The following is a 24,134-nucleotide window of genomic DNA, read 5'->3' as shown; positions in this document are numbered from 1 at the left end:
AGCACCGATAGGCTGGAGCAGGGCCGCCCCCCCCGGGACGGGTGGGGGATTTCTCTTTGCAGGATGGGGGCAGGGGTTAGCTGACGTGGTCTTCGAACGTCCTGATCACGCGGTTCACGACCTCGTCGCCCGGTGAGTCCCAGATCGACTGGTTGAAGATCTCCACTTCGATCGGGCCCGTGTACCCGGTGGCGTCCACGGCTTCCCGGAGCCGCCGCAGCTCGATGCACCCGTCGCCCATCATGCCGCGACCCAGCAGAACGCCTTCGGGCAGCGGCGTGATCCAGTCGCACACCTGGAAGATCGAAATCCGGTCTGCGGCCCGGGTGATCGCCTGGTACACGCCCGGATCCCACCAGATGTGGTAGGTGTCCACGCACACGCCAACCTGGTTGGCCGGAAATAGAAAGGCCATGTCCAGCGCCTGATCCAAAGTGGACACGACGCAGCGGTCGGAGGCGAACATCGGGTGCAAGGGTTCGATCGAAAGCTGAACTCCTTGCGCAGCCGCGTAAGGCGCAAGCTCTGCGATCGAGTCGATCACGTTCTGCCTGGCCCCGTCGATGTCCGAACTCCCTTCGGGAAGACCGCCGGAGACCAGGATGAGGATCGAAGTTCCCAACGCCGCAGCCTCGTCGATGGCGCGCCGGTTGTCGGCGATGGCGTCGGGGGAAGCGAAGAATCCGCCACGGCACAACGAAGTCACGGTCAGCCCGGCGTCACGGACCAGCTTTGCCGACCGTTCGAGGCCATAGTCCGCCACGGGACCGCGCCACAGGCCAACCTGGGTGATGCCCGCGCGCACACAACCGTCGACGAACGTAGGCATGTCCCATTGCGTTGTGGTGGCCTGGTTGAGGCTCAACCGCGAGCTCACGTGGAAACCTCCAAGAACGCCCGCATCCGGTGCACGGCCAGTTCCGGGTCGGGCAACAACCCGGCCGCGTCCGCCAGCTTGAACAACATGATCAGATGCGGCACCGAGCGCGCGCTCTCCAGTCCGCCGACCATCTTGAAGTGGGACTGGTGCCCCGCCAGCCAGGCCAGGAACACGATCCCGGTCTTGTAGTAGTACGTCGGCGGGCCGAAGATATGCCGCGACAGCGGTACGGTTGGCGCGAAAATCGAGTTGTAGGAAGCGATATCCGAGGCGTCCAAGGCCCGGACAGCGGCCGCGGCCGCTGGAGCGATCGCGTCGAAAATGCCGAGCAGCGCATCGCTGTGCCCGTGGGAATCGCCGAGGATCAGCTCTGGGTAATGGAAGTCGTCGCCTGTGTAGCACCGGACACCGGCGGGCAAACGGCGACGCATCGCCACTTCCCGTGAGGCATCGAGCAAGGAGATCTTCACACCGTCCACAGCGGACGCATGGGACTTGATGATCTCCAGGAACACGTCCGTTGCCACGTCCAGATCCGGGGAGCCCCAATAGCCTGCCAGCAGCGGATCGAACATCGGCCCGAGCCAGTGCAGGATCACCGGCTTGGATGTCTGCGACAGCAGATGCCCGTAAACCCGGTGGTAGTCGTCCGGACCGGATGCCGCTGCCACCAAAGCCCGGCTGGCCATCAGGATCACCTGGCCACCGGTCTCCTCGATCACGGCGATCTGCTCGAGGTACGCCTGAATCACCGCGTCCACTGAATGCGTGCCGGGCGCCAGCTGATCAGTTCCGGCACCACAAGCGAACGGCCCGGCGGCGTTCGCGCCGGTGCGGCGGATCAACTCCTGGGTCGCCGCCCAGTCTAGGCCCATTCCGCGCTGCGCGGTGTCCATCGCTTCAGCGACGCCGAAGCCGTGTGACCACAGGTGGTTGCGGTAGGCCAGGGTCGCGTCCCAGTCGACAACCGCGGGACTGCCAGGCGAATTGTCGCCCAACGGATCCGCGACCACATGCGCCGCCGCGAACAGGCGGCGGCTGACAGGTGCGGGGCCGGGGGAGTATCCGCCAGACGAAACAACCTCGTACGGCCCGGTCGGCAGATCGATGATCACAGCGCCAGCTCCGGGATCGACATGCGCCGGCCTTCGCGTGCGGACTGCAGGCCGAGCTCGGCCAGTTGCACGCCACGAGCGCCCGCCAGCAGGTCCCAGTGCCACGGCGTGTCCAGCACGATGTGCTTGAGGAACAGCTCCCACTGGGTCTTGAACCCGTTGTCGAACACCGCGTTGTCCGGCACTTCCTGCCACTGCGAGCGGAAGTCCTCGGTCGGTGGCAGGTCCGGGTTCCACACGGGCATCGGCGTCGCGGACCGGTGCTGCACGCGGCAGCGCCGCAAACCCGCTACCGCACTGCCTTCCGTACCGTCCACTTGGAACTCGACGAGCTCGTCGCGGAACACGCGGGTGGTCCAGGAGGAGTTGATCTGCGCGACGATGCCGCCTTCGAGTTCGAAGATCCCGTACGCCGCGTCGTCGGCTGTCGCCTCGTAGGCGTTGCCCTGCTCGTCCCAGCGGGTCGGGATGTGTGTCGCGGCAAGGGCTTGGACCGAAAGGGGTTTGCCGAAGATGTGGTTGAGCACGTACTGCCAGTGGCAGAACATGTCCAGGATGATCCCGCCGTCGTCTTCCGCGCGGTAGTTCCACGAGGGCCGGTTGATCGGCTGCCAGTCGCCTTCGAAGACCCAGTAGCCGAATTCGCCGCGCACCGACAGGATCCGGCCGAAGAACCCGCCGTCCACCAGGCGCTTGAGCTTCAGCAGGCCCGGCAGGAAGATCTTGTCCTGCACCACGCCGTTCTTCACGCCCGCGGACCGCGCCAGCCGCGCGAGCTCCAAGGCCGTCGACAGATCCGACGCGGTCGGTTTCTCGCAGTAGATGTGCTTGCCCGCGGAGATCGCCTGGCGCAGGGTCTTCTGCCGCTCACCGGTGACCAGCGAGTCGAAGTACACCTGCACGCCCGGATCGGCGAGCGCCTCGGTCAGGTTCGTGGTCCAGGGCAGGTCGTGCTCGTCGGCGATCGCCTTGACCTTGTGCTCGCTGCGGCCGATCAGCACCGGCTCCGGCCAGATCACGCTGCCGTCGCCGACGGGGATGCCGCCTTGCTCCCTGATGGCCAGAATCGACCGCAGCAGGTGCTGCCGCAGGCCCATCCGCCCGGTGATGCCGTTCATCGCGATACCGACCGGCCTACGATCCGCCATCGTCTCCCCTTCCACCCGATCCCCTGTGCGAGCTCATGGAAACCGGGCCCGGCTGCGACCTGCCGCTGCCCTGCCCAGCAGCCGTCCGCGGACCGAGACCGGCGAGTCGCGCGTACGGAGGCACACGCATCACGACACCTCCGTAGAAAGCGCTTACTATCAGCGTAAGCTAGGCAGGCATCGGACCGGGTGTCAATAGGCTGTGCTGGGAGGTAGCCGGATGGCGGCGACATTGGCGGACGTCGCGGCACGCGCGGGGGTGTCCACCGCGACGGTGTCGCGAGTGCTCAACGGCAATTACCCGGTCTCAGCCGTGACGCGCGAGCGTGTCCACCGGGCGCTTGGTGAGCTTGACTACGTCGTCAACGGACCCGCCCGAGCACTGGCCGCGGCCACGTCCGAAGTGATCGGCGTGATCGTCAACGACGTGTCCGACCCGTTCTTCTCCATTCAGGCAAGTGGGACACAGTGGGAGGCCGCGAGTGCGGATCTGCTCGCCGTCATCTGCAACACCGCGGGCTCGCCCTCGGACGAGTTGAAGTACATCAGCATGCTGTTGCGCCAGCGCGTCCGTGGCGTGGTGCTGACCGGCGGCAGCCGTGAGGAACCCGAGCACCTGCAGGCGACCACGAAACTCATCGGTCAGGCGCTGTCGGCAGGCACCAAGGTCGTCATGTGCGGCCGCCCCGCGCCACCGGACGTCGACGTGCCGTGTGTCGCGTTCGACAACGAAGGCGGTTCGCGTGCCCTCACCAGGCACGTGATCACCATGGGACACAAGCGGATCGCGTACGTGGCAGGGCCGCCAGGCAACAGCACGACCACCGCCCGGCTCAAAGGCCACCGTGAAGCTCTCGAAGAGCAAGCGATTGAGAAATCCGTTGTCGTGCACGGTGACTTCTCCCGCGCCTCGGGGTTCGACGCGGCCATGGAACTGGCCGACGCCGGGTTCACGGCGATCATCGCGGGCAACGATCTGATGGCACTCGGGGTGATCGCGGCGTTGCGGCAGCGCGGAATCCGTGTGCCAGAGGACATTTCGGTCGCGGGCTTCGACGACCTGCCCGCCGCGGTGGACGTCGTCCCCGCGCTCACCACGGTCCGCCTTCCGCTGGACCAAGGCGCGAGGCGGGCGGGGCGGATCGCGAGCGGTGTCGAGGTGGTCACCGGGCCCACCAAGCTGTGGATGCCCGCCGAGTTGATGGTCCGGGAGTCAGTGACTCCACCTCGGTGAGTAAGCGCTTTCTCGGCCCCGGCGTGTCGTACCGTGAGTACGGCTCGTAGTCTGGTTCGACGTGAGCGTGATCGTGGTCACCGGTACCGGCACCGGTGTGGGCAAGACGATCGTCACTTCAGCGATCGCCGCGTTGGCCAAAGCCGACGGCAGGCGGGTCGCCGTACTCAAGGCCGCGCAGGCCGGACTGAACGAGGACGGCACCGGCGATGTGGACACCGTCCGCAGGCTGGCCGGTGACGTGACCACGCGGGAACTGGTCCGGTACATCGACCCGCTGGCCCCGGAGACCGCGGCCAGACGCAGTGGCATGCCCACGATCGGGCCCGCCGACATCGCCCTCGCCGCCTCCCGGCTGGACGAAGAGCACGACACCGTCATCGTCGAGGGCGCGGGCGGCCTGCTGGTCCGGTTCGACAGCAACGGCTCGACCATCGCGGACGCCGCCTGGGCCATGGGCGTCCCGGTCTTGGTGGTCGCTCAGGCGGGCCTCGGCACCCTCAACGCGACGGCGTTGACCGCTGAGGCGCTGCTGAGGCGGGGCATCGAGTCGCTCGGTGTCGTGGTCGGCAGTTGGCCGGACGAGCCCGATCTGGCCGCCCGGTGCAACCTCGAGGACTTGCCGGTAGCTGCAGGCGCGCCGCTGCTCGGTGCCCTGCCGCAAGGCGCGGGAACGCTGGATCCCCAGCGGTTCCTGGAAGTCGCGCGAGCCGGGCTTTCGCCCTGGTTCGGCGGCGACTTCGACCCCGAGCAGTTCGCGATGACCTACAAATCCTCGTGACCAGATGCGTGAGCTAGATCCCTCACGGCACGGCCTGTTCTACGGCAGACTGAGCGACCGGAGACAGCCCCGGGCTTTGAGGGAGGACCATTGACGGCCGCAGCTGAGAAGACCGACATCCTGAAGATCGCGCGTGAGCAGGTGCTCGAGCGCGGGGTCGGACTCTCCCAGGAGCAGCTTGTCCAGGTGCTCACGCTCGAGGACGACCGGCTCGAGGAGCTGCTCGGCCTGGCGCACGAGGTGCGGATGCGCTGGTGTGGCCCTGAGGTCGAGGTCGAGGGCATCGTCAGCCTGAAGACCGGCGGCTGCCCGGAGGACTGCCACTTCTGCTCGCAGTCCGGCCGGTTCCCCACGCCGGTGCGCTCGGCGTGGCTGGACATCCCCGGCCTGGTTAAGGCCGCGAGGCAGACCAAGGACACCGGCGCGACGGAGTTCTGCATCGTGGCCGCCGTCCGCGGCCCGGACAAGCGTTTGCTCAGCCAGGTCCGGGACGGCATCAAGGCGATCCGCGAGGACGGCAACGACATCCAGATCGCCTGCTCGCTGGGCATGCTCACGCAGGAGCAGGTGGACGAGCTCGTCGACATGGGCTGCCACCGCTACAACCACAACCTCGAGACCGCCCGTTCACACTTCCCGAACGTCGTCACCACGCACTCGTGGGACGAGCGGTGGGAGACGCTGCAGATGGTCCGCGCGGCGGGTATGGAGGTGTGCTCCGGCGGCATCATCGGCATGGGCGAGTCGATCGAGCAGCGCGCCGAGTTCGCGGTGCAGCTCGCCGAGCTGGAGCCGGACGAGGTGCCGATGAACTTCCTCATCCCCAACCCCGGCACGCCGTATGAGAACTACCCGATCGTGGAAGGTGCCGAGGCGCTGCGCACGGTAGCCGCGTTCCGGCTGGCCATGCCGCGCACGATGCTGCGGTTCGCCGGCGGCCGTGAGCTCACGCTCGGTGACCTCGGCGCGGAGCAGGGCATGCTCGGCGGGATCAACGCGATCATCGTCGGCAACTACCTGACCAACCTCGGCCGCCCGGCCAGCCAGGACCTCGAGATGCTCGCCGACCTGAAGATGCCGATCAAAGCGCTGAACGAGACGCTGTGACATTCCGACCCCCTGACGGGGGCTCCCACCCCCACCTCGGGACCTATTGCAGCTGGTGCGGCAAGCCCGAGCCGGAAGCCGACCACACGTACTGCCAGAAGCGGCTGGCACTGATCGATCCGCCGCGGTTCTGCCCGCAGTGCGCGCGGCGGATGGTCGTTCAGGTGACCCCAGCCGGGTGGACGGCGCGGTGCAGTCGGCACGGCGAGTCAACTTCGGCCCCGGCCACCAGTTAAGCTCGGCTTCCTCCGGTAGTCGACCAGGGAGGTTGTGGCTGTGGCGGAACAGCCCGTCGAGGCGCAGCAACGGGATGCGCCAGCGGAGGTTCCGCTGTATCCGGTGTACGGCGCCGGCTACTACCTCCCGCAGCCGCCGAAGTCACGGGTAGTGATCAAAGCGGACCTGCTGCCCGCGATCAGCGTGCTGTCGTTGATCAGCCTGCTCGGCATTCCGCTGGCTTACCTGTGGTCGCTGCTGGCACCGAGCCAGCTCAAGTCGGTGACGCCGCGCGGCCTGATCCCGTTGACCGCTGAGAGCTACCACCGGTTCGACTCGATCGCGCTGTTCGTGCTGCTCGGCTTCGGTGCCGGGCTCATCGTCGGGGTCGGCGTGTGGTTCCTGCGCGAACGCCGTGGCCCGGTCACCATGGTCGCCGCGGTCCTCGGTTCGCTGGGTGCCGCGTACCTGGCCACGTTGATGGCCGGCATGTTCACCGGCTGGATGTACGAGGTCCCGTCGACGACCAACATCGGTGACACGCTGACCATCGCACCGACCTTGGAATCGGTCTGGGTGATCCTGGCGCAGCCGCTGGCCACAGCATTGGCGTACGGCGTACTGGCGGCCTGGAACGGGATGGACGACCTAGGCCGCCGCCTGGGTTAGCGCTTGGCCACCAGGCCGTCGAGCAGCGCGTCGAGTCCGTAGGTGAACATGTCCTCGGCGTCGGCTGTCTCGAACGCCGCGAGCAGCCGTGGATAGGGCGCGGCTGTGGCCTTGGCGATGGGGAACACCCGCTCAGCCCATTCCGCTTCGCTCAACCCGCTGCGTGCCAGCGATGTCAGCCAGGCGGCCTCGCCGACTCCAGCACCGATGACGTACGAGAGCACGAGCCTCATCGCCCGGTTGGCGGCGACCAGGTCGAACCCGCCTTTCTCGAACAGTGCGAGCATCCGGTCGCTCATGTGCATCACGTTGGGACCCAGGTACGACAGGCCGACTTGGCCGAGGACCGAGCCGACCCACGGATGCCGGTTGATCATCGCCCGCATGCTCTGTGCGCTGGCGGCCACGCCCGCGCGCCACTCGGTTGCCGAAGCTGAGGGCACCTCGATCTCGCCGTAGACCTCGTCGATGGCCAGCTCGATCAGCTCGTCCTTGTTCGCCACGTGCCGGTAGATCGACGTCGCACCGGCGTCGAGGCGTTTGCCCAGGTTGCGCATGCTCAGCGCGTCCAGGCCTTCGGTGTCCAGCAGCTTGATCGCCTCGCTGACGATCTGCTCCCGGCTCAGCGCCGGCTGCTCGCGCCCCTTCTTCGGCCGCGCCCACACGGACGGAATGTCGGTCATGTGCTCACAGTAGCGCACGATGTTCGCTCTTGCATCACTGTTCGCATTGTGCGTACAGTGTGCGCATCGACGGAACAACGTTCGCACAATCTGGGGAGTGAGCCCGATGCAAGAGCGGAACCCACGCCGCTGGTGGATCTTGGTGGTCTTGGTGCTCAGCACATTGGTGCTGGTCATCGACAACATGGTGCTGACCGTGGCGGTGCCGCCGCTGTCGGAGGACCTGGGCGCGAGCCCGCAGGACATCCAGTGGATCCTGGACTCCTACATCCTGGTTTTCGCTGGCTTGCTGCTCACGTCCGGCAGCCTCGGTGACCGGTTCGGCCGCCGGAAAGTCATGATCATCGGCTTGGCCGCGTTCGGCGCCTCATCGCTGCTGGCGGCCTTCGCCACGGATCCGGCACAACTGATCATCGCCAGGACGGTGATGGGCATCGGCGGCGCGCTGATCATGCCGAGCACGCTGTCCATCCTGATCACGGTCTTCGACGACAAAGAGCGTCCCAAGGCCATGGCCGTGTGGAGTGCCGCCGCGACGGTCGGTTTCGTGGGCGGTCCGGTGCTGGGCGGTGCGCTGATCGCGTGGTTCTGGTGGGGTGCGGTGTTCCTGATCAACGTGCCGATCGCCGTGCTGGCCATCATCGCCGCTGTCGCACTGATGCCGGAGTCCAAGGGCCCGTGGCAGAAGCCGGACCCGCTGGGTGCTGTGTTGTCCGCGCTGGGCATGACCGCCGTCGTCTGGACGATCATCGAGCTGCCGAAGTACCCGTTCACCGACCCGAATGTCCTTGTCCCGCTGGGCATCGCGGTCGCCAGCCTGGTCACGTTCGTGGTCTGGGAGAAGCGCACGCCGTCGCCGATGGTTCCGCTGAACCTGTTCAAGGCCCGCAACTTCAGCGGCGGCAGCCTCGCGCTGACGCTGTCGCAGATCGGCAACGGTGGCCTGATGATCGTGGTCACCCAGTACCTGCAGTTCGTGCTGGGCTTCACGCCGACCGAGGCCGGACTGGCGTTCCTGCCGATGGCCGTGGGTTCGTTGGTGTGCAACGGTCTTGGCGCCACGCTCGGCCAGAAGATCGGCAACCGCCTGATGGCCGCGATCGGCCTGTCGCTGTACGCTGTCGCGTTCTTCTGGATGTCGACGCTCTCGTCGGACGCGGGCTTCCTGCCGATCGGTGCCGCGCTGCTGGTGCTGGGCTGCGGTGGCGGTTTGGCGGTGCCCGCGGCCATTGCGGCACTGATGGGCACGGTCCCGCCGGAGCAGGCGGGTGTCGGGTCCGCGTTGAACGACACCATCCAGCAGTTGGGTGCGGCGCTGGGCGTTGCCGCGTTGGGCAGCATTCTGAGCGGCGCGTTCACCGCCGAGATGCCCGCGGGGTCGCCGGCATCGATCGGCGAGTCCATCCAGGTGCCCGGCCTGGCCGAGACCGCGCGGACCGCCTTCACCGACGCGATGTCCACCACCTTCGTGATCAGCGGGATCGGTGTGCTGGTCGCGGCCGCCGTCGCCCTGATCGTCATGCGGGACAAGAAGAACACCGAAGCCCCGCAGCCCGCCCTGGTCTGAACCCCTACCCGCAGAAGGAAAAGCAATGAACTGGCAGAACCGGCTCGACGACCTGCGCGCGACCTACCACGTGCCCGGCGCGTCGCTGGCGATCCTGGCCGACGGCGAGATCCACGAATTCGCCAGCGGTGTGCTGCACCGGGGGACCGGGGTCGAGGCCACACCGGACTCGGTCTACCTGCTCGGCTCGATCGCCAAGGTCTACACCGCGACACTGGTGATGACCCTGGTCGACGAGGGAAAGCTGGACCTGGACGCACCGGTGGTGAGCATCCTGCCCGAGTTCGCCACGGCCGATCCTGAGGCCACGAAGACCATCACGCCCCGCCAATTGCTCAGCCACACCAGCGGTTTGACGTGTGACTTCATGTACGACGGCGGCCGGGGCGACGACTGCCTGGCCAACTACGTGCAGGCCGCGAAGGGCGTGGCGATGGACTGCCCGCCCGGGGTCGCGGTGTCCTACAGCGGCGTCGGATACGTGACGCTCGGCCGGATCGTCGAGGTGCTGACCGGCCAGACGTGGGATCAGGCCTTGAAGGAGCGGGTGTTCCAGCCGCTGGGCCTGACCCACTCGATGACCCTGCCGGAGGAGGCGTTGAGCTTCCGCGCGGCGATGTCACACCTCGGCGAGCCGGGCGCGTACCCGGATCCCGCGCCCGCGTGGGACTTGATTCCTCGTGCGGCCGGGCCGGGTGCTCGGGTCATCGCTTCGGCGGGAGACATCGTGCGGTTGGCCAAGATGCACCTCGACGGCGGTGCGGGCGTACTCAAGCCGGAAACCGTAGCGGCCATGCAGAGGCGCGAGGTCGACGTGCCGGACAAGTGGACGGTCAGCGCTGACGGCTGGGGTCTCGGTTGGACGTTGTACGACTGGGACGGTCGCTTCGGCTACGGCCACGACGGCGCTGCGGTGGGGCAGTACGCGTATCTGCGGGTGATCCCGGACGCCAACATCGCCATCGCGTTGACCACCAACGGCGGCGGCGCTCGTCAGCTGTACTCGGCACTGTTCCGCGAGCTGTTCGACGAACTCGCCGGTGTCAAGATGCCCGAGCCGTTCGAACCCGCCGAGCAACCGCCCACAGTGGACATCGGCAAGTTCGCGGGTACGTACAAGCGCGAGGGTGTCCTCATCACTGTCACCGAGGACGCGCACGTGTCGTACGAGTTCGTCGATGGCATGGCTGAGCTTGCTCCGACGATCGAGGCGGACATGGTGCCGATCTCCGAGACGGTATGGGCCGCGGATGGCGCGGGACCGTCGTTCAGCGAGGGCTACATGCCCGTGGTGTTCGCAGAGTTGGACGGCCACGACTACTGCTACATCGGAATGCGCGCCGCGCCAAAGGTCAGTTCAAGTTCATAGGCGCCGAGAAGGCCGATGCGGGAGCAGGGACAGCGTGGAGTGCCGCGATGATCCCTGCTTCTCGCGTGAGCAGCGAATAGACCATCCGAAGCCGGTGCAGCGGCCGCGTCTCCTCCAGCAACGCCTGGCGGTCCTCCATGGGCAGCAGGGCGTCGGCGGCCAGCAGGTGAGCCAACGCCGCCGTATCGGTGTCGGCAGCGGGCTCGTCCCAGTCCTCACGTTCCCAAGCTGTTTCGCAGTACCGGCGATAGGCCGCCCTGGCCGATTCGGTCAGCGAGTTGATCCGGTCGGTACCGGACGGGATCTCGGTGTCCGGGATCCACTCGACCGTGCCGACCAAGTAGGGCGCACTGGTCGCGTCCAGGTCGAGCAGCCGGAACCTGCGTTCACCGGTGGTGATGATGTCGTAGCGGCCGTCGGGCAGGCGTGTGGCCTGCCGCAGCAGCGCCGAGCAGCCGACGGCCAGTAGCTGGTCGACCTTGTCGACCTCCTCGGTGACCGGTGCCTTGATCGCGACCACGCCGAAGCGCTTCTCCGGCACGGTCCCGGTGACCAGGTCCACGGTCAGCTGCCGGTAGCGCGGCTCGAAGATGTGCAAGGGCAGGTTCGCGCCCGGCAGCAGCACTGTCTGCAGGGGAAACAGCGGAAGTGTCTCGGGCACAAGTCAAAAGTACGGGTATCACCGCGTTTTCGCAGCGGGCGGGCGCAACACCGCGAATTCGTCGGTGACCTGCATGCCACGCACAGTGAACCTGAACAGCGCCGCGGGGCGGCCACCCGCCCGCCCCGGCTTGGTGGTTTCCCCGGTTGGCTCGAGCAGTCCGCGCCTGGACAGCACGCGTTGCAGGTTGGTGGAGGACACGCTGTAACCGAGCGCGGCCGAATAGATTTCCCGCAGTTCGGACATCGTGAAGGTCGGTGGGGCCAGCGCGAAGCCGATGTTGGTGTACGAGAGCTTCGAGCGCAGCCGGTGCCTGGCCCGCCGCACGATCGCCTCGTGGTCGAAAGCCGTCGTGGGCAGGGAGTCGACCGGGTGCCAGCGGGTGTCCGACGGCACCTCGGGGTCGTTGTCGGACGGCACGAGCCCCAGGAACGCCGAGGCGACCAGGCGTGGCCCGGGGACCCGGTCGGGAGCGCTGAACACGGCCAGCTGCTCCACATGCGCCAGCTGTCGCACGTCGACCTTCTCCTCGAGCTGACGGCGGATCGAGTGCTCGATGTCCTCGTCCAGCCGCAGCCTGCCACCGGGTAGCGACCAGCGGCCGATATGTGGCTCTTTGGCCCTTTCCCACAGCAGGACCTGGAGTGATTCCTCTCTCACTTGCAGGACCGCGGCCAAAACCTCATGGCCGAGCAAGGGGGGCTCGGTGGTAGCATCAACCATGTTTTCGATCCTTAGGCGAAAACCTCGGGATGGGAGACCCAGAGCTAGGAGGACCTGATGACGGCAACATTGACTCCTTACAGCGGGGTCGAGCCGGACGCGGCTTGGCGGGACGAGGTACGGCGCCTGGTCGAACAGCGCGACGCCGTCCTGCTCGCGCACAACTACCAGCTTCCCGAGATCCAGGACATCGCGGACTTTACTGGTGACTCGCTGGCGCTGTCGCGGATCGCCGCCGAAAGCAGCGCGTCCACGATCGTGTTCTGCGGCGTGCACTTCATGGCCGAGACGGCCAAGATCCTCTCGCCCGGCAAGACCGTGCTGATCCCCGACGAGCGAGCGGGGTGTTCGCTCGCCGACTCGATCACTGCGGCGGATCTGCGGGAGTGGAAGGCACAGCACCCGAACGCGGTGGTGGTGTCCTATGTGAACACCACGGCCGAGGTGAAGGCGGAGACCGACATCTGCTGCACCTCGTCGAACGCGGTCGACGTGGTCGCCTCGATCCCCGCGGACAAGGAGGTGCTGTTCTGCCCGGACCAGTTCCTCGGCGCGCACGTCAAGCGGGTGACCGGCCGCGACAACATCCACATCTGGGCAGGCGAGTGCCACGTGCACGCCGCGATCAACGGCCCTGAGCTGGCCGAACGCGCCTCGCAGGACCCGTCGGCGGACCTGTTCGTGCACCCGGAGTGCGGCTGCGCGACCTCGGCGCTCTACCTGGCCGGCGAGGGGATCGTCCCGTCGGAGAAGGTGAAGATCCTGTCGACCGGCGACATGGTCAAGGAGGCCAAGGCGACCAACGCGCGCTCGGTGCTCGTGGCCACCGAGATCGGCATGCTGCACCAGTTGCGCAAGGCGGCGCCGGAGATCGACTTCAGGGCTGTCAACGACCGGGCGTCGTGCCGCTACATGAAGATGATCACACCGGCCGCGTTGCTGCGTAGCCTGCGGGAGAACAAGGACGAGGTCCACGTCGACCCCGAGACCGCGGCCCGCGCGCGTGCCTCGGTGCAGCGGATGATCGAGATCGGCCAGCCCGGCGGTGGGGAGTGAGCCCGCACTGGGAGGCCAGAGCCGACGTGATCGTCGTCGGCACCGGGGTGGCCGGGCTGACCGCGGCGCTGGAGGCCCGTGAGCTCGGGCTGCGGGTCTTGGTGATCACCAAGGCGTCGGCGGGCGCGGGCAACACCCGCTGGGCCCAAGGCGGTGTCGCGGTCGTCCTGCCCGGTGAGCACGACGAAGGCGACTCGGTCGCGGCACACGTGGAGGACACGCTGGTGGCGGGCGTCGGCCTCTGCGAGAACGACGCAGTCTCCGCGATCCTGGCGGACGGCGCGACGGCCGTGACGCGGCTGCGCAAGCTCGGCGCGGTCTTCGACCCCGGTGCGGACGGAAAGCTGGCCAGGACCAGGGAAGGCGGGCACAGCGCCTTCCGCGTCGTGCACGCGGGCGGTGACGCGACCGGAGCCGAGGTCGAGCGGGCGTTGTTGTCCGCGGCTCAGGACGGGCGTGTTCCGTTGCTGGAGAACCACATCGCGGTCGACACCGTCCGGACGCCGACGGGCGCGGTCGTCGGTTTGCTTGTACTGGACCCGAATGGTGTTCCTGGTGTGGTGAGTGCGCCGGCCGTGCTGCTGGCGACGGGTGGCCTGGGGCAGTTGTTCCAGGCGACCTCCAACCCCGAAGTGGCGACGGCGGACGGGCTCGCGTTGGCCCTCCGGGCTGGTGCGCCCGCGGCGGATGTCGAGTTCGTGCAATTCCATCCGACCGTGCTGTACACGGGCCCGGGCGCGCGTGGCCGCTGCCCGTTGGTGACCGAGGCTGTTCGTGGTGAAGGTGCCGTGCTCATCGACGCTCTGGGGGAGCGTGTGATGAAAGGTGTGCACCCGCTGGAGGATCTCGCGCCCCGTGACGTCGTCTCCGCTGCGATCACGCGCAGGATGGCGTTGGAACCGGGCGGCGTAGACGACCACGTCTACCTCGACGCGACCCACTTGGACGCGGCTGAGTTCCGCCGGCGCTTCCCGACCGTGCTCGCGGCCTGCCAGTCGGCCGGTGTGGACCCGGCCAAGGACCCGATCCCGGTGTCACCCGCGGCGCACTTCGCGTGCGGCGGTGTTGCGGCCACAGTGGACGGACGAACCGGCGTGATCGGTCTCTACGCCGTCGGTGAGGTCGCGCGAACCGGTCTGCACGGTGCGAATCGCTTGGCGTCCAACAGCTTGCTTGAAGGGCTCGTGGTCGGATCCCGTACGGCGCGGGCGATCGCGGAGGACCTCGCTGCGTGCGTGCTGGCGGATCCGCGTACGGCGGTGAAGGCGCCATTGCCCACGGCACCGGTCGCCGATCGCGATGTGCTGCAACGCGTGATGAGCCGCTACGCCGGGATCGGCCGAGACGGCGAAGGTCTCGCCGTGGTCGGCTCGGTGCTTGACGTGTCCGCAGTGGACACTGTGCTGAAGACCAGGCAACGGGTCGAGGACGCGGCGTTGACCTTGGTGGCGCGTGCCCTCATCGCGGCGGCCGCGGCACGCACGGAAAGCCGTGGCTGTCACGTGCGAACCGACTACCCCGACACGGAACCCACATGGCAGCACAGCCTCGCGGTCCGGCTCAACCCGTCTGGCCAACCCGTGCTGGCGGCCAACACTTTGCTGAGGAGCGCGGCATGAACGAGGAGACACTTGCCGTCGTCGACCGGGCGCTCGCCGAGGACCTCCGGTACGGCCCTGACGTCACGACCGAGGCCACGGTCCCGGCCGACGCCATCGGCACCGCGGCGATCACCCCGCGAAAGACGGGTGTGCTCGCGGGCAACGAGACGGCGTTGGCGGTTTTTCGCCGCCGGGTGGGCGATCTGGAAGTCCTGACGCTCGCTCCGGACGGCACGACGATGGTGCCCGGCGAACCTGTCCTGGTGGTCCGTGGCTCGTTGCGTGGCCTGCTCACGGCCGAGCGCACGGCCTTGAACCTGGTCTCACACTTGTCCGGGGTCGCGACCCTGACCCGGGCCTGGGTGGATGCGATCGAGGGCACTGGATGCGTGATCCGGGACACCCGGAAGACCACGCCGGGCATGCGGCTGTTGGAAAAGCACGCCGTGCGGATGGGCGGCGGCCAGAACCACCGGCTCGGCCTCGGTGACGCGGTTCTGATCAAGGACAACCACGTACTGGCCGCCGGGTCGATCACCGCGGCTTTCACCGCCGCACGCAGGCACGCGCCGGAGCTGCCGTGTGAGGTCGAGGTGGACACCCTGGACCAGTTGGACGAGGCGCTCGGCCTCGGCGTGGAACTGGTGTTGCTGGACAACTTCACGCCAGAGCAGTGTGCCGAGGCAGTCAGCCGGGCCGCGGGTACTCGCACTGAACTGGAGGCGTCCGGCGGGTTGACGCTGGATGTCGCAAGGGCATATGCCGAAACGGGCGTGCACTACCTGGCCGTGGGAGGTCTGACGCACTCCGCGCCGATCGTGGACATCGGGATGGATCTTGCTCCGGCGGAAACCCCGGCGGCTGTTCTTTAGGAACGCTAGGGTGCGGGTGTGCCCAGTCGTCGAATCCTGTTGAGCTCAGTCGCGCTCTGCACAGGCCTTGGCTTGGTCGGTTGCACGGCGGCGCCGACGCCGACCGCCTCCGGCAGCACGGACAGCACGGCCCTCGTGCTCGCTGTGCCGTCCGAGCCCGCCAACGTGCACCCGTTGGCGGGGTACGGGGTGCACGGCTCCGCGCAGGTCTTCGACGGGCTGCTGGAGCACCAGTCGGACTCGGCACTGCGGACGGCGTTGGCCGCGCAGATGCCGACACCGTCGGCTGACGGCAAGTCATGGACCGTGAAACTGCGTGCTGACGTGCGGTTCCACGACGGCAGCGCGTTCGACGGCAAGGACGTTGTGGCCACGTACCAGGCGTTGCTCAACCCCGCGTTCGGCTCGCCGTTGCGTGACCGCTACAGCATGATCACGGGCGTCACGGAGGTCACGCCACCGACCACGACGAGCACGACAACCGCCCCACCGACGACGTCGAGCCGCGTCGCGCCACCGCCACGGACGGTTCCGGTCGGCAGCACTGTGCGGTTCGACCTGTCCCAGCCGTACGCGCCTTTCCTGGACCTGCTGGTGCTCGGGATCGTGCCCAGCGAAACGTTGACCGAGCCGGGGCCGGTCACCGGGCTGAAATCGGTCGGCACCGGGCCGTATCAGCTGGAATCCTGGCAACGCGGTGCGAGCATGACGTTGCGGGCCAACACTTCCTACTACCTCGGCGCCCCGACGGTCGCCAAGGTGACCGTCGAGTTCGTGCCCGATGACGACGCACGCGTGCAGCGGGTCCGTGACGGCAAGCTGGACAGCGCGGCGTTGCCGCCCGCGCAGGCCAAGCCGTTCGAGCAGTCCGAGGTCTTCCAGGTGCTGCGTCAGCGCAGCGCGGCGATTCGGGCGATCGGAATGCCGACGGACAACCCGGTAACCGTTGATCCGGCCATCCGGCTTGCGTTGAACTACGCGGTCAACCGTCGCGCGATGATCGACGGTCCGCTTGCGGGCCACGGCATCGAAGCATTCACCCCTGTATCGCCTGTTCTGGCTGAGTTCTATGAGCCGACGGCCAAGTTCTCCTACGACGTGCCGACCGCGAAGTCGTTCCTCGACACAGGCGGTTGGGTTGTCGGGTCGAACGGCATTCGAACCAAGAACGGTGTCGCCGCGCAGTTCACGCTGACGTACCCGGCCGGCGACAACGTTGCGCGTGACCTGGCCACGGCTTTCGCCGCCGATGCGGACGCCGTCGGCGTGAAGGTCCAGACGCGCGTGGGCGCTGCGAACGCAGGCGAGGCATCCATTGTCGGCGCGGGCGACCCGTTCGACCCTGACCTGTCGTTGTATCCGTTGATGCGCGGCAGTGACGCCAAGATCACCACGTCCCTGGACACGGCTCGCGCGATGTCCGACCCGGCGCAACGCGTCGCCGAGTACCGCAAGATGCAGCGCACGTACATCGAGGCACCCAGCATGGTCGCGCTCGTCGGTCTGGAGCACACGTACGTGCTGCGCCGCAACTGGACGGGCTACCAGGCGGTCGTGGACGCCGACAGCCAGGACGCGACGTGGGGCGCCTGGTGGAACCTCTCCCGCTGGCAGCCAAGGTAGCTTGAAGTATGTGATCGATCTTGGCGCGGTACGCGCGGACACTGCTGGCTGCCATGACCTGATCTTCCTCGACAGCGCGGGCTCGTCGCTGCCGCCTTCACCGGTGCTCGACGAGGTCCTGTCGCACTTACGGCGTGAAGCCGAGATAGGCGGCTACCGTGCCGCCGCGGAGCGAGCGGACTCCCTGGAAGAGGGCTATTCCGTCTTCGCTTCCTTACTTGGCTGCGAGCCCCATGAGGTGGCGTTCACCGACAGCGCCACGCGGTCTTGGCTGGCAGCGGTGGACGCGATGGGGTTGTCGCCCGGTGACCGTGTGCTGGTCACCGAGGTCGAGTACCACAGCAACGCGTTGGGCCTGCTCAACCTCGGGATCAAGATCGAGCCGATCCCGTCGGACGCTTCCGGTGTGGTCGACGTCGACGCCTTGCGGGACATGCTGGACTCGCGGGTGAAGCTGGTGTCGCTGGTGCACGTGCCCACCAATGGCGGCCTGGTGAACCCGGTGAAACCGGTGGTCGAGGCTGCGCACTCGGTGGGAGCTTTGGTGCTGCTGGACGCGTGCCAGTCGATTGGGCAGTTGCCGGTTGACGCGGCTGAGCTGGGTGTTGACGTGATCACCGGGACCGGCCGGAAGTGGCTTCGCGGGCCCCGTGGTACGGGTGTGCTTGTGATTCGTGATCAGTCAGGCCTGCGGCCCCGGCTGATCGACGGCAAGGCGGCGGTATGGGAGTTCCCCGACCGCTTCACCCTCGCTCCTGGGGCGCGCGGGTTCGAGTTGTGGGAGTACGGCGTGGCCGAGCGCCTGGGCCTGATCGCGGCGGGGAAGTACGCCTTGCGGCTCGGGATGTCCTCGATCGCTTCGGCTGTGTCTTCGAATGCCGCGCTGACCAGGGAATCCCTTGCCTCGATCGCTGGGGTTTCGGTGCACGACCTCGGCCGTGAGCAGTGCGGGATCGTGAGCTTCACCAAGGCAGGGAAGTCCGCGGAGGAAGTACGAGACCGGTTGTGGGACAAGGGGATCGCGACGTCGGTGACGTACTCGACCTCGACCCAGTACGACATGACCCGGCGCGGGCTCACGTCGCTGGTCCGGGCTTCGCCGCACTACTTCGTCTCGCCGTCGGACATTTCGGCCTTCGCTTCGGCATTGACGGACGTGTAACCTACTGGTTACGCTTTAGCCCGTGTTGGACCTCATCGCTGGCGCGATCGCGGATCCGGTGCGCAGGGAAATCCTCGAACTGCTGCGCGCCGGGCCGTTGCCGGCCGGTGAGATCGCGAACCGGTTCGCGATCACCCGACCAGCGATCAGCCGTCACCTGCGCGTCCTGCGGGAGAGCGGCCTGGTACGTGACGAAACTGTTGGCCGCCAACGGGTCTACGCACTGGACCTGGCTGCTTTCGACGAGCTCACGGCATGGCTCTCCTCGCTTGCCGGTCCCACCTGGGAGCAGCATCTCGACGCACTGGAGACCGAGGTCTACCGGACCCGACGCGAACGGAGAAAAGAGCATGAAGCCCATCCCGACCGGAAAACTGGTTCCGACGGATAAGGGATACGACCTGGTCCTGACCAGGACACTGCGTGCGCCCATCGAGGACGTCTGGGCGAGTTTGACGGAGTCGTCGCGCACGACTCGCTGGTTCGGCCCGTGGGAAGGCCAGGCGGGTGCGGGGAACACGATCAAGGTGCAGTTGGTCCACGAAGAAGGCCAGCCTTGGTCGGACATGCACATCGACGCCTGCGAAGCGCCCACGCGCCTGGCCGTTTCGACCGCGGACGAAGCCGGCGTCTGGCGGATGGAGGTGGTGCTCGCCGAAGCCGCGGGTGTCACCCAACTCGACCTGATCCAGCACGTCGAGCGCACTGATGCGATCGGCAGCACCGGCCCAGGCTGGGAGTACTACCTGGACATGCTGATCGCCGCACGCGAAGACAAGCCGCTGCCAGACTTCAACGACTACTACCCGGCCCAAGAGCAGTACTACAACGACCTCGTCACCGAGCACACGACGCAGCGGCACTGACCCGACAAATCCCGCCATCCAGGGGAGCCCCTGATTTCTACGGTACCGCTGGGGTGCGACAGTTCCGGCTCATGATCGCCAAGCCTGGCCAGGGCGATCGCCATCGCAACAGCAATTCCCCAGGGGGACCCCCTGATTTTCACGTTACCGCAAGGGTCTGACACTCTCGCCCGGGCGAATATCCTGTCCGGCCCAAAAAATGCCGAGCGACCTGCGGGTTGATGTGGCACCGTCACTGCGGTGACACTCATCGACCGGATCGAACGGACAACTGGGGTTGCTGGTCTCACCGGTCTGCTCGCCGACCTGGCACCGGCCGACCTCCGCTCTCTGCTGCTCGAAGTCCATCGGCGGCAGGCCGCCAAACTCTCACCCGCGCAGGTTCTCAAGCAGTACAAGCGCGATCGCTTCACCCACGCGGCCACTGTGGATCCGGAAGTGCACGCCGAATACGACCTCTTCGCCTACAAGACCTTGCGGGAGAAGGGGTACACGCCGGTCGAACTGTCCCCGGTGAGTCCACTTGGCACGGTCAGCGTGCTGTCGGGAACCGGCCAGAACCGAGTGGTCACCACCGCTCGGGGCACCGAGGTGATGGCCGACTCGACCAACACCCTGGCCTTGGAGTCGGCCGTCCGAAGGCACGGACGGCAGCAGGTAAGGCTGTGCGCGTCTCACAGGATGGTCCGCGCGCAGCCCTTTCCTGAGGGATGGTCGTCACACTTCCGGTTGCTCGCGTTGACCATCGCGGGCCGGGACGAAGGGTCGTTCCTGTTCGAGACGAACAGCCTGTTCACCCAGCTCAGCGCTATGATCACGCTGCTTGGCCACCTCCAGGACGTCCAAGCGGACATCACCGTGCTGGACGAGACCCGGCGAGCAACTCTGCAAAGCCGGGTCCTTGATCCACTCAGGCAAGCGTTTCCCCAGGTCAAAGTCGATTTCGATGATGAACGAGCGAAGGGACGCGAGTACTACGTCGACGCCTGTTTCGAGCTGAAAGCCGGCGGCATCTCCTTGGCGGACGGCGGTTTCACCACGTGGACCCGCCAGCTGCTCGGCAACGCCAAGGAGCGCCTGCTGACCGGCGGTCTCGGCCTTGACCTGATGCACGCCAAGTTCGGCCCACGACGAGCCGACCTTTACCCTTGAGCCATGCTCAGCCGCATCGATCTGCGTGGCCGTGTGCCGTCGCCCGCCGAACTGCGGGCTGCCCTCCCAAGGGCTGAGACGGATGTGGACGTGGTGCTTGACCGCGTCCGTCCGATGGTCGAGGCAGTCCACCATCGTGGTGTCGAAGCGGTCATGGAGTTCACCGAGCAGTTCGACGGCGTGCGCCCGGCGACAGTGCGGGTCCCGGCCGGGGAATTGGCCAAGGCCGAACGCGAACTGGACCCCAAGGTCCGGGAAGCGTTGCAGGAGACGATCAAGCGCGCCCGGCTGGTGCACGCCGACCAGCGCCGAACGGACACCACAACCCAGGTCGTCCCCGGCGGGACGGTCACGGAGCGTTGGGTTCCGGTACAGCGAGTAGGCCTGTACGCACCCGGTGGCCTGGCGGTCTATCCGTCCAGTGTGGTCATGAACGTCGTCCCGGCGCAGACCGCCGGTGTCGAGTCGCTCGTGGTCTGCTCGCCGCCCCAGAAGGACTTCGGCGGCCTGCCGCACCCGACCGTGCTCGCGGCCTGCGCGTTGCTCGAAGTTGACGAGGTCTGGGCCGTCGGTGGTGCACAGGCGGTCGCGTTGCTGGCGTACGGCGGCACGGACACCGATGGCGCCGAGCTCGCGCCGGTGGACATGGTGACCGGGCCGGGCAACATCTACCTGACCGCGGCCAAGCGCTTGCTCCGAGGCTTGATCGGGATCGACTCCGAGGCGGGCCCGACCGAGATCGCGATCCTGGCCGACGAGACCGCCGACCCGGTGCACGTGGCGGCCGACCTGATCAGCCAGGCCGAGCACGACACCCTGGCCGCGAGCGTGCTGGTGACCACGTCGGAAGAACTCGCCGACCAGGTGGACGTGGAACTCCGCCGTCAGGTCCAAGCGACCAAGCACGACGAGCGCGTGACCACTGCCTTGTCCGGCAAGCAGTCCGGCTGTGTCCTGGTGTCCGATGTGGATACAGGAGTCAAGGTCGTCGACGCGTACGCGGCCGAGCACCTGGAAATCCAGACAGCGAACGCCCAAGAAGTCGCCGCGCGGGTCCGCAGCGCGGGCGCGATCTTCATCGGCGCGTATTCGCCGGTGTCCCTTGGTGATTACTGTGCGGGCTCGAACCACGTGCTGCCGACGGGTGGCTGCGCGCGACATTCTTCCGGCTTGTCAGTGCAGACGTTCCTGAAGGGCATCCATGTCGTGGACTACTCCGCGGATGCCCTGCGCGAGGTCGCCGACAAGGTGATCGCGCTCGCCAACGCCGAAGACCTGCCCGCGCACGGCCAAGCCGTCGCAGTGCGATTCGATCTGGGTAGATTCGAGAAACGATGAAAGACGTCAAGCTGGAAGACTTGCCGCTGCGCGAGGATCTACGCGGCCGCACGCCCTACGGTGCGCCGCAGCTGGATGTAGCGGTTCGCTTGAACACCAACGAAAACCCATACCCGCCGCCGCCCGAGCTCGTGGCCGACGTGACTGCCTCGGTCGAAGAGGTCGCACGGCAGTTGCACCGTTACCCCGACCGGGATGCCGTGGCACTGCGGGAGGATTTGGCCGCGTACATCTCGAAGAGCACCGGATACCCGGTGACATACGAGAACCTGTGGGCTGCCAACGGATCCAACGAGATCCTGCAGCAGATCCTGCAGGCGTTCGGCGGTCCCGGGCGGATCGCGATCGGTTTCGAGCCGTCGTACTCGATGCACCCGATCATCTCGGCGGGCACCAAGACCGAGTGGGTGCCCGCGCCACGTCGCGAGGACTTCTCGCTGGACGTCGCGCAAGCGGCGGACATCGTGAGCGCGAAGAAGCCCGACCTCACGTTCGTGACCAGCCCGAACAACCCGACCGGGCAATCGGTACCGCTCGAGGACCTTCGGGTCCTCATCGAGGCGGCGCCCGGGATCGTGGTGGTCGACGAGGCCTACGCCGAGTTCTCGTCCCAGCCGAGTGCAGTGTCGCTTTTGGACGACTACGGCCACAAGATGGTCGTGTGCCGGACCATGAGCAAGGCGTTCGCGTTCGCGGGCGGCCGACTCGGTTACATGATCGCCGCGTCGGCTGTTGTCGACGCGTTGCAGCTGGTTCGCTTGCCGTACCACCTTTCGCTGCTCACCCAGGCCGCCGCGCGGGCAGCGCTGCGGCACGCCGATGCCACCCTGGCGTCGGTCGCCAAGCTCGCCGCCGAACGTGACCGCGTCGTCGAAGCCCTTGCCGGAATGGGGTATTCGCCGGTGCCGAGCGACGCCAACTTCGTCCTCTTCGGACCATTCGAGTCCGGTGCATGGCAGTCCTACTTGGACCGCGGCGTGCTGATCCGGGATGTCGGCATCCCCGGCCACCTGCGGGTCACCATCGGCACACCGGATGAGAACGACGCATTCCTGGCCGCCAGTAAGGAGATCATCGCGTGAACCGGATCGGGAAGATCGAACGGACAACGAAAGAGTCGTCCGTGCACGTCGAGATCGACCTGGACGGCTCGGGCAAGCTCGACATCGGCACGGGAGTGCCGTTCTACGACCACATGTTGACGGCATTCGGCGCGCACGGCTCCTTCGACCTGGTGGTCCGCGCGACCGGGGACGTCGAAATCGACGCGCACCACACGGTCGAAGACGTCGCCATCGTGCTCGGCCAGGCGATCAGGGAAGCGCTCGGCGACAAGGCGGGCATCCGCCGCTTCGGCGACGCCTGGATCCCGATGGACGAGACCCTCGCGCACGCCGCAGTGGACGTCTCGGGCAGGCCGTACTGCGTGCACGTCGGCGAGCCCGAGCAGTTCAACACCTTCACGATCGGCAACAACTACCCGTTCGTGCTGAACAGGCACGTGTTCGACTCGCTGGCATTCCACGCGGGCATCGCACTGCACGTCCGGGTGATTCACGGCCGGGACCCGCACCACATCACCGAGGCGCAGTTCAAGGCTGTGGCGAGGGCCCTGCGCGCCGCCGTCGAACCAGACCCTAGGGTGAGCGGGGTCCCGTCGACGAAGGGTGTGCTGTAGTGCCGAAGGAAGTGCCGATCATCGGCCTGATGATCCTGGCCGGATTCCTCGTCGGCGGCGTGTACGCGGCGTGGAAGACAGCGAAGGTGTTCGCGGTGTTGCTGGGTCTGCTGGCCGCGCTGGCGATCGGCGGAGCGATCGCCTGGATGCTTTAGAGGTACCTACGGAAGGCCGCGAACTGCTCGTGGCTGAACGATAACTCGCCAGAGTCCGGGGCCTTGCTGTCCCGGACAAGGACGACCTCGTGGCCGACCGCTAACTCCACACATGAGTTGTTCGGTGCGCTGTAGGTGCTCTTGCGCCATTCCAGGTTTTCGTTCACAGTTCCCGCTCTAGTGTTTTCACCTGCTCTCTGACAAGCGCTGCTGACTCCTCCACCGTCAGCGCCCGAGACCAGGCGTCGTCGATCGACCCGACGAACCTCGCAACGTCGTTCGCCTTTTCGATCCATTCTCCCCCGCCTGGATACTCCAGGTACACCGCGTCGGGGTACTCAGGCTCAGAAAAACCGAGCCAGTTGACCGCACCGGTCATGATCTCGTACTCACCCACACTGAACGGGATGATCCGGACGATCCTTAGATGCTTCGTCGCGCGGTACATCGGAAGGCTCGATGAACCTGGTGGCCACTT

At 67.0% G+C, this 24,134-nt stretch carries 27 protein-coding genes; 19 read left to right on the top strand and 8 right to left on the bottom strand.

Annotation, left to right across the window (positions count from 1 at the left end; all coding sequences use genetic code 11):
- Positions 1-76 precede the first annotated feature (76 nt).
- Genes B9C43_RS22715 through B9C43_RS22705 form a run of 3 tightly spaced genes read right to left on the bottom strand, consistent with a single transcriptional unit; the run spans position 77 to position 3,143 of the window.
- Positions 77-877 (bottom strand): sugar phosphate isomerase/epimerase family protein, encoded by an 801-nt coding sequence (locus B9C43_RS22715; RefSeq protein ID WP_235038768.1) that lies wholly within the window; start codon positions 875-877, stop codon positions 77-79.
- Positions 874-1,992, bottom strand: a complete 1,119-nt coding sequence (locus tag B9C43_RS22710) for a dihydrodipicolinate synthase family protein (protein WP_407657116.1) — start codon at positions 1,990-1,992, stop codon at positions 874-876. Before B9C43_RS22710 ends, B9C43_RS22715 begins: the two co-directional genes overlap by 4 nt.
- Positions 1,992-3,143, bottom strand: a complete 1,152-nt coding sequence (locus B9C43_RS22705; protein WP_084429174.1) for a Gfo/Idh/MocA family protein — start codon at positions 3,141-3,143, stop codon at positions 1,992-1,994. Before B9C43_RS22705 ends, B9C43_RS22710 begins: the two co-directional genes overlap by 1 nt.
- Before the next feature lie 220 nt (positions 3,144-3,363).
- On the opposite strand from B9C43_RS22705, the gene B9C43_RS22700 reads away from it, so the two are divergent.
- From B9C43_RS22700 to B9C43_RS22680, 5 genes are all read left to right on the top strand, one after another.
- Positions 3,364-4,377 (top strand): LacI family DNA-binding transcriptional regulator, encoded by a 1,014-nt coding sequence (locus tag B9C43_RS22700; RefSeq protein ID WP_033381614.1) that lies wholly within the window; start codon positions 3,364-3,366, stop codon positions 4,375-4,377.
- Positions 4,378-4,438: 61 nt separating this feature from the next.
- Positions 4,439-5,158 carry a dethiobiotin synthase gene (gene bioD, locus B9C43_RS22695; RefSeq protein ID WP_084428829.1) on the top strand — a complete coding sequence of 240 codons (720 nt, stop codon included), beginning with the start codon at positions 4,439-4,441 and terminating at the stop codon, positions 5,156-5,158.
- A gap of 90 nt (positions 5,159-5,248) precedes the next feature.
- Positions 5,249-6,265 carry a biotin synthase BioB gene (gene bioB / locus B9C43_RS22690; protein WP_033381613.1) on the top strand — a complete coding sequence of 339 codons (1,017 nt, stop codon included), beginning with the start codon at positions 5,249-5,251 and terminating at the stop codon, positions 6,263-6,265.
- Positions 6,262-6,501: a biotin synthase auxiliary protein BsaP gene (gene bsaP, locus B9C43_RS58590; protein WP_084428828.1), complete on the top strand. Its 240-nt coding sequence runs from the start codon at positions 6,262-6,264 to the stop codon at positions 6,499-6,501. Before bioB ends, bsaP begins: the two co-directional genes overlap by 4 nt.
- A gap of 40 nt (positions 6,502-6,541) precedes the next feature.
- The gene (locus B9C43_RS22680; protein WP_084429172.1) at positions 6,542-7,150 is read left to right on the top strand and encodes a DUF2567 domain-containing protein; all 609 of its coding nucleotides are present in this window, start codon (positions 6,542-6,544) and stop codon (positions 7,148-7,150) included.
- Here B9C43_RS22680 and B9C43_RS22675 read toward each other — a convergent pair.
- Complete coding sequence (locus B9C43_RS22675; protein WP_084428827.1) at positions 7,147-7,833, bottom strand: TetR/AcrR family transcriptional regulator; 687 nt, start codon at positions 7,831-7,833, stop codon at positions 7,147-7,149. The two genes, B9C43_RS22680 and B9C43_RS22675, sit on opposite strands and share 4 nt — an antisense overlap.
- A gap of 106 nt (positions 7,834-7,939) precedes the next feature.
- Between B9C43_RS22675 and B9C43_RS22670 the strand changes: the two genes are divergently transcribed.
- Both B9C43_RS22670 and B9C43_RS22665 read left to right on the top strand, forming a co-directional pair.
- Complete coding sequence (locus B9C43_RS22670; RefSeq protein WP_084428826.1) at positions 7,940-9,400, top strand: MFS transporter; 1,461 nt, start codon at positions 7,940-7,942, stop codon at positions 9,398-9,400.
- A 25-nt stretch (positions 9,401-9,425) separates the two neighbouring features.
- Entirely contained in the window at positions 9,426-10,769 is a 1,344-nt protein-coding gene (locus B9C43_RS22665) for a serine hydrolase domain-containing protein (RefSeq protein ID WP_084428825.1), read from the top strand.
- Here the strand turns inward: B9C43_RS22665 and B9C43_RS22660 are convergent.
- Complete coding sequence (locus tag B9C43_RS22660; RefSeq protein WP_084428824.1) at positions 10,753-11,430, bottom strand: LON peptidase substrate-binding domain-containing protein; 678 nt, start codon at positions 11,428-11,430, stop codon at positions 10,753-10,755. The two genes, B9C43_RS22665 and B9C43_RS22660, sit on opposite strands and share 17 nt — an antisense overlap.
- An 18-nt stretch (positions 11,431-11,448) precedes the next feature.
- Positions 11,449-12,153, bottom strand: a complete 705-nt coding sequence (locus tag B9C43_RS22655) for an NUDIX hydrolase (protein WP_200825639.1) — start codon at positions 12,151-12,153, stop codon at positions 11,449-11,451.
- A 57-nt stretch (positions 12,154-12,210) separates the two neighbouring features.
- Between B9C43_RS22655 and nadA the strand changes: the two genes are divergently transcribed.
- The 12 genes from nadA to B9C43_RS56805 all read left to right on the top strand — a co-directional run bounded on the left by nadA (position 12,211) and on the right by B9C43_RS56805 (position 23,656).
- Positions 12,211-13,209, top strand: coding sequence for a quinolinate synthase NadA (gene nadA, locus B9C43_RS22650; protein ID WP_084428823.1), 999 nt, complete (start codon positions 12,211-12,213; stop codon positions 13,207-13,209).
- Positions 13,206-14,828, top strand: a complete 1,623-nt coding sequence (locus B9C43_RS22645; protein ID WP_084428822.1) for an L-aspartate oxidase — start codon at positions 13,206-13,208, stop codon at positions 14,826-14,828. Before nadA ends, B9C43_RS22645 begins: the two co-directional genes overlap by 4 nt.
- Positions 14,825-15,682, top strand: coding sequence for a carboxylating nicotinate-nucleotide diphosphorylase (gene nadC, locus B9C43_RS22640; protein ID WP_084428821.1), 858 nt, complete (start codon positions 14,825-14,827; stop codon positions 15,680-15,682). Before B9C43_RS22645 ends, nadC begins: the two co-directional genes overlap by 4 nt.
- Positions 15,683-15,700: 18 nt before the next feature.
- The gene (locus tag B9C43_RS22635) at positions 15,701-17,305 is read left to right on the top strand and encodes an ABC transporter substrate-binding protein (protein ID WP_143446504.1); all 1,605 of its coding nucleotides are present in this window, start codon (positions 15,701-15,703) and stop codon (positions 17,303-17,305) included.
- 10 nt (positions 17,306-17,315) lie between these two features.
- The gene (locus tag B9C43_RS22630) at positions 17,316-18,467 is read left to right on the top strand and encodes an aminotransferase class V-fold PLP-dependent enzyme (RefSeq protein WP_084429168.1); all 1,152 of its coding nucleotides are present in this window, start codon (positions 17,316-17,318) and stop codon (positions 18,465-18,467) included.
- Positions 18,468-18,489: 22 nt separating this feature from the next.
- Positions 18,490-18,858, top strand: coding sequence for a metalloregulator ArsR/SmtB family transcription factor (locus B9C43_RS22625; protein WP_200825637.1), 369 nt, complete (start codon positions 18,490-18,492; stop codon positions 18,856-18,858).
- Positions 18,818-19,333 carry an SRPBCC family protein gene (locus B9C43_RS22620; RefSeq protein ID WP_084428819.1) on the top strand — a complete coding sequence of 172 codons (516 nt, stop codon included), beginning with the start codon at positions 18,818-18,820 and terminating at the stop codon, positions 19,331-19,333. Before B9C43_RS22625 ends, B9C43_RS22620 begins: the two co-directional genes overlap by 41 nt.
- A 240-nt stretch (positions 19,334-19,573) precedes the next feature.
- Positions 19,574-20,485 (top strand): hypothetical protein, encoded by a 912-nt coding sequence (locus B9C43_RS22615; protein WP_084428818.1) that lies wholly within the window; start codon positions 19,574-19,576, stop codon positions 20,483-20,485.
- Between the two features lie 3 nt (positions 20,486-20,488).
- Positions 20,489-21,823 carry a histidinol dehydrogenase gene (gene hisD / locus B9C43_RS22610; protein WP_084428817.1) on the top strand — a complete coding sequence of 445 codons (1,335 nt, stop codon included), beginning with the start codon at positions 20,489-20,491 and terminating at the stop codon, positions 21,821-21,823.
- A complete protein-coding gene (locus B9C43_RS22605) occupies positions 21,820-22,905 on the top strand; it encodes a histidinol-phosphate transaminase (RefSeq protein WP_084428816.1) in 1,086 nt (361 codons plus the stop codon). The genes hisD and B9C43_RS22605 overlap by 4 nt, the downstream gene beginning before the upstream one ends.
- On the top strand, positions 22,902-23,501 hold the full coding sequence (hisB, locus tag B9C43_RS22600; protein WP_037254881.1) for an imidazoleglycerol-phosphate dehydratase HisB: 600 nt from the start codon (positions 22,902-22,904) through the stop codon (positions 23,499-23,501). The genes B9C43_RS22605 and hisB overlap by 4 nt, the downstream gene beginning before the upstream one ends.
- Positions 23,501-23,656 carry a hypothetical protein gene (locus B9C43_RS56805; RefSeq protein ID WP_160096642.1) on the top strand — a complete coding sequence of 52 codons (156 nt, stop codon included), beginning with the start codon at positions 23,501-23,503 and terminating at the stop codon, positions 23,654-23,656. Before hisB ends, B9C43_RS56805 begins: the two co-directional genes overlap by 1 nt.
- Here the strand turns inward: B9C43_RS56805 and B9C43_RS58585 are convergent.
- Together B9C43_RS58585 and B9C43_RS58580 are read right to left on the bottom strand one after the other, a co-directional pair.
- Positions 23,653-23,823: a DUF397 domain-containing protein gene (locus tag B9C43_RS58585; protein ID WP_235038767.1), complete on the bottom strand. Its 171-nt coding sequence runs from the start codon at positions 23,821-23,823 to the stop codon at positions 23,653-23,655. The genes B9C43_RS56805 and B9C43_RS58585 overlap by 4 nt on opposite strands.
- On the bottom strand, positions 23,820-24,104 hold the full coding sequence (locus tag B9C43_RS58580; RefSeq protein ID WP_235038766.1) for a Scr1 family TA system antitoxin-like transcriptional regulator: 285 nt from the start codon (positions 24,102-24,104) through the stop codon (positions 23,820-23,822). Before B9C43_RS58580 ends, B9C43_RS58585 begins: the two co-directional genes overlap by 4 nt.
- Between the last annotated feature and the right edge of the window lie 30 nt (positions 24,105-24,134).

The sequence above is a fragment of the Kibdelosporangium aridum genome (assembly GCF_900176515.1).
GTDB classification, from domain to species: Bacteria; Actinomycetota; Actinomycetes; order Mycobacteriales; family Pseudonocardiaceae; genus Kibdelosporangium; species Kibdelosporangium aridum.
This window is presented reverse-complemented; position numbering and strand designations above follow the sequence as displayed.

Excerpts from the sequence above, each read along its gene's own strand:
- B9C43_RS22705 (WP_084429174.1), bottom strand. The coding sequence starts at position 3,143 with ATGGCGGATCGTAGGCCGGTCGGTATCGCGATGAACGGCATCACCGGG.
- B9C43_RS22700 (WP_033381614.1), top strand. The coding sequence starts at position 3,364 with ATGGCGGCGACATTGGCGGACGTCGCGGCACGCGCGGGGGTGTCCACC.
- B9C43_RS22675 (WP_084428827.1), bottom strand. The coding sequence starts at position 7,833 with ATGACCGACATTCCGTCCGTGTGGGCGCGGCCGAAGAAGGGGCGCGAG.
- B9C43_RS22670 (WP_084428826.1), top strand. The coding sequence starts at position 7,940 with ATGCAAGAGCGGAACCCACGCCGCTGGTGGATCTTGGTGGTCTTGGTG.
- B9C43_RS22665 (WP_084428825.1), top strand. The coding sequence starts at position 9,426 with ATGAACTGGCAGAACCGGCTCGACGACCTGCGCGCGACCTACCACGTG.
- B9C43_RS22655 (WP_200825639.1), bottom strand. The coding sequence starts at position 12,153 with ATGGTTGATGCTACCACCGAGCCCCCCTTGCTCGGCCATGAGGTTTTG.
- nadA (WP_084428823.1), top strand. The coding sequence starts at position 12,211 with ATGACGGCAACATTGACTCCTTACAGCGGGGTCGAGCCGGACGCGGCT.
- nadC (WP_084428821.1), top strand. The coding sequence starts at position 14,825 with ATGAACGAGGAGACACTTGCCGTCGTCGACCGGGCGCTCGCCGAGGAC.
- B9C43_RS22620 (WP_084428819.1), top strand. The coding sequence starts at position 18,818 with ATGAAGCCCATCCCGACCGGAAAACTGGTTCCGACGGATAAGGGATAC.
- hisD (WP_084428817.1), top strand. The coding sequence starts at position 20,489 with ATGCTCAGCCGCATCGATCTGCGTGGCCGTGTGCCGTCGCCCGCCGAA.
- B9C43_RS22605 (WP_084428816.1), top strand. The coding sequence starts at position 21,820 with ATGAAAGACGTCAAGCTGGAAGACTTGCCGCTGCGCGAGGATCTACGC.
- B9C43_RS58580 (WP_235038766.1), bottom strand. The coding sequence starts at position 24,104 with ATGTACCGCGCGACGAAGCATCTAAGGATCGTCCGGATCATCCCGTTC.